Source organism: Collimonas sp. GW821-FHT07E08 (assembly GCF_059418905.1).
Genome location: NZ_JBWKQR010000001.1, coordinates 569,459 through 579,273 on the forward strand (window position 1 = coordinate 569,459; position 9,815 = coordinate 579,273).

Annotated in this window: 8 protein-coding genes and 1 pseudogene; 5 read left to right on the forward strand and 4 right to left on the reverse strand. The window is 60.9% G+C overall.

All coding sequences use genetic code 11. The features are described from left to right. The first annotated feature begins 270 nt into the window (after positions 1–270). The 3 genes from AC07RZ_RS02560 (at position 271) to AC07RZ_RS02570 (ending at position 3,465) form a co-directional block, all read left to right on the forward strand. Positions 271–1,629: a TAXI family TRAP transporter solute-binding subunit gene (locus AC07RZ_RS02560; protein ID WP_494666766.1), complete on the forward strand. Its 1,359-nt coding sequence runs from the start codon at positions 271–273 to the stop codon at positions 1,627–1,629. Positions 1,630–1,770: 141 nt separating this feature from the next. Further along, positions 1,771–2,238, forward strand: coding sequence for a DUF2844 domain-containing protein (locus AC07RZ_RS02565; RefSeq protein WP_342828038.1), 468 nt, complete (start codon positions 1,771–1,773; stop codon positions 2,236–2,238). Positions 2,239–2,250: 12 nt separating this feature from the next. After that, on the forward strand, positions 2,251–3,465 hold the full coding sequence (locus AC07RZ_RS02570; RefSeq protein ID WP_494666767.1) for a DUF3443 domain-containing protein: 1,215 nt from the start codon (positions 2,251–2,253) through the stop codon (positions 3,463–3,465). A gap of 66 nt (positions 3,466–3,531) precedes the next feature. Here the strand turns inward: AC07RZ_RS02570 and AC07RZ_RS02575 are convergent, their stop codons facing one another. Next, positions 3,532–4,302 carry a peptidoglycan DD-metalloendopeptidase family protein gene (locus AC07RZ_RS02575; RefSeq protein ID WP_494666768.1) on the reverse strand — a complete coding sequence of 257 codons (771 nt, stop codon included), beginning with the start codon at positions 4,300–4,302 and terminating at the stop codon, positions 3,532–3,534. A 510-nt stretch (positions 4,303–4,812) separates the two neighbouring features. On the opposite strand from AC07RZ_RS02575, the gene AC07RZ_RS02580 reads away from it, so the two are divergent. Beyond that, positions 4,813–6,375 carry a collagen-like triple helix repeat-containing protein gene (locus AC07RZ_RS02580; protein ID WP_494666769.1) on the forward strand — a complete coding sequence of 521 codons (1,563 nt, stop codon included), beginning with the start codon at positions 4,813–4,815 and terminating at the stop codon, positions 6,373–6,375. Positions 6,376–6,466: 91 nt separating this feature from the next. Further along, positions 6,467–6,661: a hypothetical protein gene (locus tag AC07RZ_RS02585; protein ID WP_092392318.1), complete on the forward strand. Its 195-nt coding sequence runs from the start codon at positions 6,467–6,469 to the stop codon at positions 6,659–6,661. Between the two features lie 55 nt (positions 6,662–6,716). Here the strand turns inward: AC07RZ_RS02585 and AC07RZ_RS02590 are convergent, their stop codons facing one another. From AC07RZ_RS02590 to AC07RZ_RS02600, 3 genes and pseudogenes are all read right to left on the reverse strand, one after another. Then, positions 6,717–8,282 carry a sensor domain-containing diguanylate cyclase gene (locus tag AC07RZ_RS02590; RefSeq protein WP_494666770.1) on the reverse strand — a complete coding sequence of 522 codons (1,566 nt, stop codon included), beginning with the start codon at positions 8,280–8,282 and terminating at the stop codon, positions 6,717–6,719. A 30-nt stretch (positions 8,283–8,312) separates the two neighbouring features. Next, positions 8,313–9,335, reverse strand: a complete 1,023-nt coding sequence (locus tag AC07RZ_RS02595) for a GlxA family transcriptional regulator (protein WP_494666771.1) — start codon at positions 9,333–9,335, stop codon at positions 8,313–8,315. Positions 9,336–9,634: 299 nt separating this feature from the next. Further along, a pseudogene (locus AC07RZ_RS02600) lies at positions 9,635–9,815 on the reverse strand (hypothetical protein); the annotation flags it as partial.

Sequence of the window (9,815 nt, forward strand, 5' to 3'; positions counted from 1 at the left end):
TAGCCGGCTGCGTCTTTTCGCGCCATGCGTCGTTGCAAATCCTCGCGATAGTCCCACTATCGCTCCGGTTTGCGCGGGGCGGCCATCCGCCTAGCCTGACACGAAAATACACCATTTCTAAAGCTCCATTACTTACGAAGCACTACACTAGGCCTGTATCATGCTGCACAATCAAGGAAAATGCGATGGCGACAGAACCGAATGCAGGCAAGCCGGCAGATTCGGCAATGCAGCCGGACTTCCATGCCTTTCAACGATAGAATAAATTCCATGGCTACTCCACTCAATCCGTCCGAACTGAAGCAATCCGCGATCAACATCAAGACACGCTTTGTTGCAATTTCGTGGCGTGATCTGGCGATCAGCTTCGGTCCGATCGCCTTGCTGGTGGTGGTCGCGATCTGGCTGGCGATCTGGCTGATCCACCCGGCGCCGCCGAACACCATCACGATGATCACCGGCCCCGAGCACAGCAATTTCTGGAACACGGCCGAGAAATACAAGAAAATCCTGGCGCGCAATGGCATCAACCTGAAGATCGTGACTTCGGAAGGATCGCTGGATAACCTGAAGAAACTGGACGATCCGCATTCCGGCATCGATGTCGGTTTTGTCCAGGGCGGCGTGGCGGGCGACTTGCCGATCAGCCAGCTGGTGTCGCTGGGCAGTATTTCCTATGTACCGGTATCGGTGTTTTACCGCGGCCGCGAGCGCATCAACCGGCTGTCCGAGCTGGAGGGCAAGCGGGTAGCCATCGGCATGCAGGGCAGCGGCTCGCGGGTGCTGGCATTGACGCTGCTGAAAGCGAACGGCATCGAAGCCGGCGGCAAGACCGAGCTGCTCGACATGGGCGGCGACGAAGCCGCGCAGGCGCTCACCGACAGCAAGATCGACGCCGCTTTCCTGATGGGCGACTCAGCCTCGCCGCCGACCATGGGCAAGCTGTTGCATACGCCTGGCATCCGTCTTCTCGATTTTGCCCAGGCGGGCGCTTATGCGCGCCGTTTCAGCTACCTGAACGAGCTGAATATCCCGAAGGGAGTGTTCGACCTCGGCCAGAACATTCCCAGCCGCGACATCCGCCTGATCGCCCCGACCGCCGAACTGATCGCCCGCGAAGACCTGCATCCGGCGCTTTCCGATTTGCTGATCGACGCCGCCAAGGAAGTGCACAGCGGCCCCAACGTGCTGCAGCGGGCCGGCGAATTCCCGGCGCCGCTGGCGCATGAGTTCCGCATCAGCGACGACGCCACGCGCTACTATAAATCGGGCAAGGGTTTCTTCTACCGCACCTTGCCGTTCTGGCTGGCCAGCCTGGTGGACCGTACCCTGGTGGTGGTGCTGCCGATCATCCTGCTGCTGATCCCGGGTTTCAAGCTGGTGCCGCTGCTTTACGGCTGGCGCATCAAGTCGCGCATCTACCGCTGGTACGGTATCTTGATCGCACTCGAGCGCGCGGCGGTGGTCGACTCCGACACGCCGGAACAGCAGGCGCAATTGCTGAAGCGGCTCGACCATATCGAGGAATCGGTGAACCGGATGAAAATGCCGCTGGCTTTTGCCGATCAGTTCTATGTATTGCGGGAGCATATCGGTTTTGTGCGCAACCGCCTGCTCAGCCGCAGCTGAACTTGGCCTTTGCATGCGGCCGGTTTATCTAGCACATTACGAATGGCAATGGCGGATGTGGTTGTTAAAACATCTTTACAAATTGCCGGGCAGCATCGGTTATGATTCCATAGGTATTTGTCAATCGAGCAGAGGTGAGCCATGAGATTTCCCGTTTCTGTTATGTGCGCGTTGCTGTTTGCGCAATCCGCGCCGGCGTTTGCGGCGCTCGGTGCGGCTGCCGGTCCGGCCGCCGGCACCGTCCAGGCCGACAGTGTTGCGCGCGCCAAGGCCAGCGCCAGCGCCCGCGTGACCAGCTACAACGGCTATACGGTCAGCGAAGTGGTGGAGCCGTCGGGCACCACGGTACGGGAATATATCGGTGCGGACAACGTGGTGTTTGCCGTCAGCTGGCAGGGGCCGAGCATGCCTAACCTGCAGCAATTGCTGGGCAGCTATGCCGACCAGTTTGCCGCTGCCGCCAGTGAGCCGCACCAGGGCCGGCGCGCTGTCGCGATCCAGTCGGACCAGCTGGTGCTGCGTTCCGGCGGCCACATGCGTTCCTTTGCCGGCAGCGCTTACGTGCCTGCCTTGCTGCCGCAAGGCGTGACCCCTGACAACATTCGCTGACCGGAGATGACCATGCGCTTTTTGACGTATCTGCTGTGCCTGTTCAGCACTCTGTTCCTGTTCGCCTGCGGCGGTGGCGGCGGCTCCGACGGCGGCACCACGCCGACGCCTACGCCGCAGCCGACCCAGAATGTGCAGGCCCTGGTAATCGATAACGGTCCCGCGGGCGCCTCCGGATCGGTCAACGCGCCCTATGTTTCGCTGACCATCTGCCAGCCCGGCAGCAGTACGCAATGCCAGACCATCGACCATGTGCTGGTCGACACCGGATCGAGCGGCCTGCGCATCATGTCCTCGGTACTGGCCGGCAACCTGACGCTGCCGTCGGTGGCCAGCGCCAACGGTAGTCCGCTGGCCGAATGCGCGCGTTTTGCCGACGGTTATAGCTGGGGTTCGGTGAAGCAGGCTGACTTGCGCATCGCCGGCGAGGTTGCCAGCGGCATTTCGGTGCACATCATTGGCGACAGCGCATTCCCGACGGTGCCTAGCGGCTGCTCCGGCGGCCTGGTGGCGGAAAACACGGTGGCGGCGTTCCATGCCAACGGCGTGCTCGGCATCAGCACTTTTATCCAGGATTGCGGCGCGGCATGCGCCAGCCAGGCGCTGGAAGGCTGGTACTACTCTTGCCCGAGCAGCAACAGCTGCACGGCAACCACGCTGGCGGTCAACAAGCAAGTCGGCAATCCGGTCGCGGTTTTCCCGCAGGATAACAACGGCACGGTAATAACGCTGCCGTCAGTCGGCGCCAACGGCGCGTCCGGCGTCACCGGTTCGCTGGTTTTCGGCATCGGCACGCAAACCAATAATGCGCTGGGCAGCGCCGCCATTTACACCTTGAACAGTTCCGGCAACCTGAGCGCTTTATATCAGGGGCAGGTCATGCAGGCATTTTTTGACAGTGGTTCGAACGGACTGTTTTTTGCCGATTCGACGATTCCCGCCTGCACCAGGAGCCAGGGGTTTTACTGCCCGACGTCCACGCTGAGCCGGAGCGTGGTGAATACCGGCCTGAACGGCCGCAGCAATACCGTCAACTTCAGCATCGTGAATGCCGATGCGCTGTTCCAGGCCAACCCGAACAACACGGCGTTCAACAACATTGCCGGCGGCGCGGCGTTCAATTCGTTTTTCGACTGGGGACTGCCGTTCTATTTCGGACGTTCGGTCTATACCGCGCTTGAAGGCGTGTCGGCCAGCGGCACGACAGGGCCGTACATAGCCTATTGAGCGGGTATCCTGAATGATCAAAAGGGGCGCATCATGCGCCCCTTTTTTTGTCCGGCAGCCTGGCCTTTAGCGGCTGGGCAGGAAGCGGGAAGGGTCTACCGGCTTTCCCTGGCGGCGGATTTCGAAATACAGCTTGACTGCGCTGCTGTCGGATTTTCCCATCTCGGCGATCTTCTGGCCCTTGCTGACCATCTGCCCTTCCTTGACGACGATGGTCTTGTTATGGGCGTAGACCGACAGCAGGTTGCTGTTGTGCTTGATGATGACCAGGTTGCCGTAGCCGCGGATGCCGCTGCCGGAATACATGACCTTGCCGGCAGCGGCGGCCAGCACCGGCTGTCCCAGCTGGCCGAATATGTCTATTCCCTTTTTACCCTGGCCGGAGCCGCTGCTGGACTGGCCGCTTGCCGGCCAGCCCCAGTCGACCGGATCTTTTTCGTCGCTGGCGGCCGGCGTGGCGTCGGCGCTGTCAGTGCTGCGCGGGCTGGCTTTGCTGCCGGTACCGCTGCTGGAGGCGGCGCTGGCGGCAGCGCCTTGCGGCAGCACCCGCAATACCTGGTCTACCTTGATGTCATTGGGATCCGACAGCCGGTTCCAGGCGATGATGTCGCTGTTGCTGCGGCGGAATTTGCGCGCAATGCTGGATAGCGTATCGCCCTTTTGCACGGTGTAGTAGCCGGGCCCGCTCGGTTGCGCCGGGCCGGAGCCGGACGGCGTGCCGCAGGCGGCGAGGGTGGCCAGCAAGATCAGCGCAAGGCTGATGTTCCTGATTCTGTTGCGTTTTCTTGGGCTGGATGTTTCGGTATTCTGGACCAACAATGACATTCCTCTGATCAATCGATCTCGCTTTGGTTAGGCAATGGCTGGCGCCGTTGGCGCCAGCGACGCATCTTCTGACCTTGTCCGGCGCAACTAGTTGCGTGTTTTGCATGCATTGCCGCTTGAATTGCGCCGGTGTTGCCGTTTTTTCTAGAGGCTTGAGGATATCTCAATTGTGCTGGCGGGGTAAATGCCGGTAGCAATCCGGGGCCAGGCCGGCAGTGACTTTCAGGCGCCTGGGAAGCTCTTGTATTGATGCTTGTAAAGCAACTGATTGTACCTGTTTCCTGTTCTCTGTTACGTTACATGTAACGTATCAATCGACGTTTGGCGACTGCAGTCCGGCATCGTCGGCATTTTGCTGAAAATCATCTTAGTCGTTGATTTTTAAGGATTTATTGCATGCATTAATCATAAGCGCCGATGTGAATTTCCCATTTATCCAGAGGTTTCCCGGTTGGCATGTTCTTTGCGGAATAGACAAGCAGGGACAACCGGTTCGAACTTTCAATAAAGGGGAAACACATCATGAAAACATCAAAGGGCAGTTTGATTGTCGCATCGTTGCTATTGACCAGTTTGCTGGCTGGTTGCGCTAGCGGGGGCGGCGAAGTCGGTAAATCGCTGGGTTCCGGTTCTGGCGCCGGCGCCGGCACGGATGGCGGCGGTGGCGGTACGGGAGGCGGCACTGACGGCGGTGGCGGCAGTGGAACAGGTGGTGGTGGCACAGGCGGCAGTGGAACAGGTGGTGGTGGCACAGGTGGTGGTGGCACAGGTGGTGGCGGCACAGGCGGCGGTGGCACAGGTGGCGGTGGCACAGGCGGCGGTGGCACAGGCGGCGGTGGCACAGGCGGCGGTGGAACAAGTGCTTCGGCCAATTTCCTCTCCAATGCCGGCGCAGCCTTATCCGGCACGGGCGCTGCGCTGGGCACGATAGGCAATACCGTAATCAACAACGTGCCGTTGCTTTCGACGGACGCAAAAGGCGGCCTGGCCGGCGTGGTCAACAACGGCGCCGGCATTGTGTCTACCTTGGGCGCCGGCGTCACCAACGGCCTCGGTCAGCTCGGCACCAATCCGAACGCCATTGGCACCACCCTCGGCAGCACCGGCGGTGTGGTTACCCAAGTGGGGAATACAGTACAAAGCGCCGGACAACTCGTATCCGGACTGGGCAGCGGGCCGCTGGCGCCTCTCGCCGCCGTGACCACGCCATTGGGCGGCTTGGTGACGCAGGTCGGCGCCGCGGTCTCCGGGCTGGGAGCGCCGTTGACCTCGGCCCTGACTAGCGGTCCGGTGCAGCAGATCACCCAGACCGTCACCCAGGCGATCGTGCCGCTGACCAGCACGGTGACAACCTTGACGCAGACAGTCGGCAACGCAACCGGCCTCAACCAGCCGGTAAACAGCTTGCTGACGACGGCGGGCGGCGGTGTTTCCAGCTTGGGCGGTGCGCTGACTGCGGCTAATGTGCCTGTGGTCAGCACCCTTGGCGGCGTAGTCAGCGGCGTCGGCGCTACCGTGGCGGGCCTTGGCACGAATGCCCTGGTCGGCACCGGCCAGCCTCTGCTGGGCAACCAGGCCGGCGGGTTGCTGCAGCCTTTGAATAATGTGCTGACAGGAACACTCGGCGGCATAGGCGGCAGCGGCGGCAGTCCATTGGCGCCAGTGACCGGCTTGCTGGGTGGTTTGACCGGCGCGGCCGGTGGCGGAACCGGTTCGGCCAGCGGCCCATTGGCGCCAGTGACCGGTTTGCTGAGCGGCTTGACCGGCGCACTCGGCGGTGCAACGGGTGCCGGCGCCGGCCCCTTGGCTCCGGTCACCAATCTGGTTAGCGGCTTGACAGGAGCTCTCGGTGGCGCCGCAGGCACTGGCGCAAGTCCCCTGGCCCCGGTCACCAACCTGGTAGCCGGCTTGACTGGCGCGGTCAGCGGTACAGCCGGTTCGGCTGGCGCGAGTCCCCTGGCTCCGGTCACCAACCTGGTTAGCGGCCTGACCGGCGGCAAAACCGCGACTGGCGCCGCGAGCGACCCGCTCGCTCCAGTGACAGGTTTGCTGAGCGGATTGCTGGGAGGAACCGCCAAGAAATGAGCCATGTTGTCTGGTAGTCCAAGGAGGCCCTGGCAGCGCCAGGCTTCCTTGATTCAAGGCTGGATACATAGCAACCTTCTGAGGTGGAATCATGAGAGCCGAACAAATAGTCGATCTGATCGCTTGCGCCAGCCCACAAGCGCAGGTGCCGGGGAACGATCTTCTGATAGGGATGCTGGCTCGCGAAATTGCGGCGCTGTCGTACAAGCTGACCGAGCAGGAGTTATATCGCCTGATAGCCGTTGGCTCGCTGGTGTATGAACGCGGACGGCGCGGCAGGGCGTGACTTGTAGAATGCAGTTCGTCGATAATGTTGATGGAATGCGTCCTATCGTTATTGTCTAATGCGGGTCGGCGCTGGAGCAGACAAGGTTGCGGCCCGCCGACTTGGCTGCATACAGCGCCTTGTCCGCTGCCTGAATCAGCTCAAACGGAATATTGCCGTCGCGGACCGGGACAAAGGCGTCGACACCGGCGCTGATCGTCACCACGCCGGTACTGCTGCCGGGATGCCGGATGTTCAGGTCGCTGATGGCAACGCGGATCTTTTCCGCCACGGCAACCGCGCCAGCCAGATTGGTATCGGGCAGCAGCACCACCATCTCTTCGCCGCCATAACGCGCCGCCAGGTCCCCAGGGCGGTTCTTGCTGGCTTTCACGACTTCGCTGATCTGCCGCAGGCATTCGTCTCCAGCCAGATGTCCGTAGATATCGTTATATTGTTTGAAGTAATCGACATCGATCATCACCAGCGCCAGCGGACTCTCGATACGCATGGCGCGGCTGAATTCGTCGCGCAGCGCATTGTCGAACTGGCGGCGGTTGGCGAGCCCGGTCAGGCTGTCTTGCAGGGCCAGCTGCTCCAGGTGGTGGTTGAGGGCCCGCAGCGATTCCTGGACGCGCAGCAGGTCAGCCTCCGCCAGCAGGCGCAACTGGATCTGGTGAACCAGGCGCCAGCCGAGCAGGCCCAGCGCCAGCGTCAGCAGCATGGCGCCGAACAGGTGCAGATAGGCATCGGCGCGCCACTCGGTCAGTACTTCATCCTTGGAACGCGCGACGGTCACGAACAGCGGGTATTGCTGCAGATGGCGATACGCGATCAGCCGCTCGACGCCGTCCTGGCCGGATTTCATCATGGCGGTGCCTACCGCGCTCCTCGATGCGTAGTCGCGGTAGATGGGGTAGTTGGACAGGTTCTTGCCGATGGTATCGTCCATCATCGGCCGCCTTACCAGCATGGTGCCGTCATTCAGGCTGAGGAAAATAGAGCCGGCGCGGCCGATGTCGAAACTGTCGTAATACTTCTTGAAGTAATCGATGTTGATGGTGCCCAGGACCAGGCCGGCGAAACTGCCGTCGGCATGGTTGAAGCGGCGTGAGACGGTGACGATCCAGGCGCCGGTGGAGCGGCTGCGTATCGGCGGCCCGATATACGGTCCGCGTCCGGTGTGGCTGCGATGGTAGCGGAAATACTGGCGGTCGGCATTGTTGACCACCGGGACCGGGCCGGTGCGCGCGTTGGCCAGCCATAACCCGGTTTCATCGTAGATCGACAGGTCGTTCAGCTGCGGCAATTCGGCGATATGCTGGATCAGCAGTTTGTGCAGCCGTTCCAGCGAGGCGCTGCCGGCGCCTTCCGCTTCCAGCCGCTCGACCAGGCCGACCAGCACGGTGTCGGTTTCCTTGATCGTGTCGTCGGCATGCTGCGACAAGGCGCGCGCAAGATTGGATGTGGCGATTTCGGTTTCATGCAGCTCGATGTTGCGCGCATTCCAGCTGCGCCACACTTCGACCGACATCAGCGAGACGCACACCAGCAACACGAAGACGGTCGCCAGGTAAGTGATCGGCAAGGACTTCAGAGCAGGGTGCGCTGGCCGGAGCGCGATAGCGATGGGGGTGTTCATCGTTTGTCCAGTAGCGCGTAGGCCTTTGCTTCAGCTTGGTCGTATTCCCTTGCGATATTCCGTAGGTGAAGTCCACATGTGCTTGCGGAACAGCTTGGCGACATGCTCGCCGCTGAACAAGCCGCAGCGCCGCGCTATCTTGTCGATCGGCAGGTCGGTTTCGGTCAGTTGCCGGCGTACCGCTTCCAGGCGCAGGTTCCGCAAGAAGTCGTGCGGAGTCTGGCCGGTTTCTCGCTTGAACTGGCGCACAAAATTACGTTCGCTCATGGAGACGAAATTGGCGGCGTCGACCACGCTGATGGGGTCCGCCAGGTGCTCGACAAACCACCGCGAGGCGCGTTGGATCTTGCTGGCCTTGGCCGGATCGCAGGCTGTCGCCGCCTGGCTGGCAGGCGGGGTGTCGCGGCGCCGCTGGCAGACCACCAGGCTTTGCGCCACGCGCTGTGCAACCGCCGGGCCGAGATCGTTTTCCAGCAGGCGCAGCGCCAGGTCGGCTGCCATGCCGACATCGCAGGACGTGAAAATTCCATCGTCTTCGCTGATCTGCGCTTCGCGGTCGATTTTGATCAGCGGGAATTCGCGCGCCAGCTTGTCCAGCAGCGCCCAATGCGTGGTGGCGCGCCGATTGTTCAGGAAGCCGGCGGCGCCGATCACGAATACGCCGGTGCAGATCGCGGCGATGCGGCGCACGCTGCTGCGCATCTGCCGCAGCCAGGCGATCAGGTCGGGATCCCGGTAAGCATCGAAGTTTCCGGTGCCGCTGGCGATGAGCAGCGTATCGAATTGATGTTTGCAGAACGACGCCAGCGATGAGGTCATGATCTGCACCGACGCTGACGACATGATCATGCCGCCGGCGATGGAGAGAACGGAGACGGTGTAGCGCGTGGTGCCTGGGAATACCGTGGATATCAGCTTGTCGCCGATGCCGAAGACATCTGCCGCGCCAACTACGTCGGCCAGCACGACCCCTTCGAACACGATGATCCCTATATGCCTGGTTGAGCTGTTGTTGCCCATCACTTCAAGTGTCTTTGCGCACTCGATATCCATGTGATTCTCCCTGCTAGCGACCTACCTTTTTTTACATTGCCGGATCGCAATTTTTTATTGGTAAATTACTATTCACCCATTCTGCTACAAAATTCGTTTTTGTCCAGAAAATGATTGTTAAATATGGTTATTTATGTGGCGCGTTTACACTGGTTTTTTACGGCAATAAAAAATCTTCATACTGAAACCCATTGTGTCCATCAATGTTAATTTCCGTATGGCATTTAATTGAAGCGCGATGCGTGTTTGACGTGGTTCGTCCCGCGCTGCTGCCATTTTTTCTGCGCATGATGCTGCCTTCAATTCGATGAGCTGTAGCGCTGATGCCTGCTTTTCCTGTCGTCCAGCGCGTCTTGCAAGCGCGCGTTCTCCAGCGTCAGCTCTGCCACGATCTGCTTCAGCCTGGCGTTCTCTTCCTGCAGGCACTTCAGGTCGTGCGGACAAGCTTGCAGGCCGCCGTACTGTTTTTTCCAGTTGAGA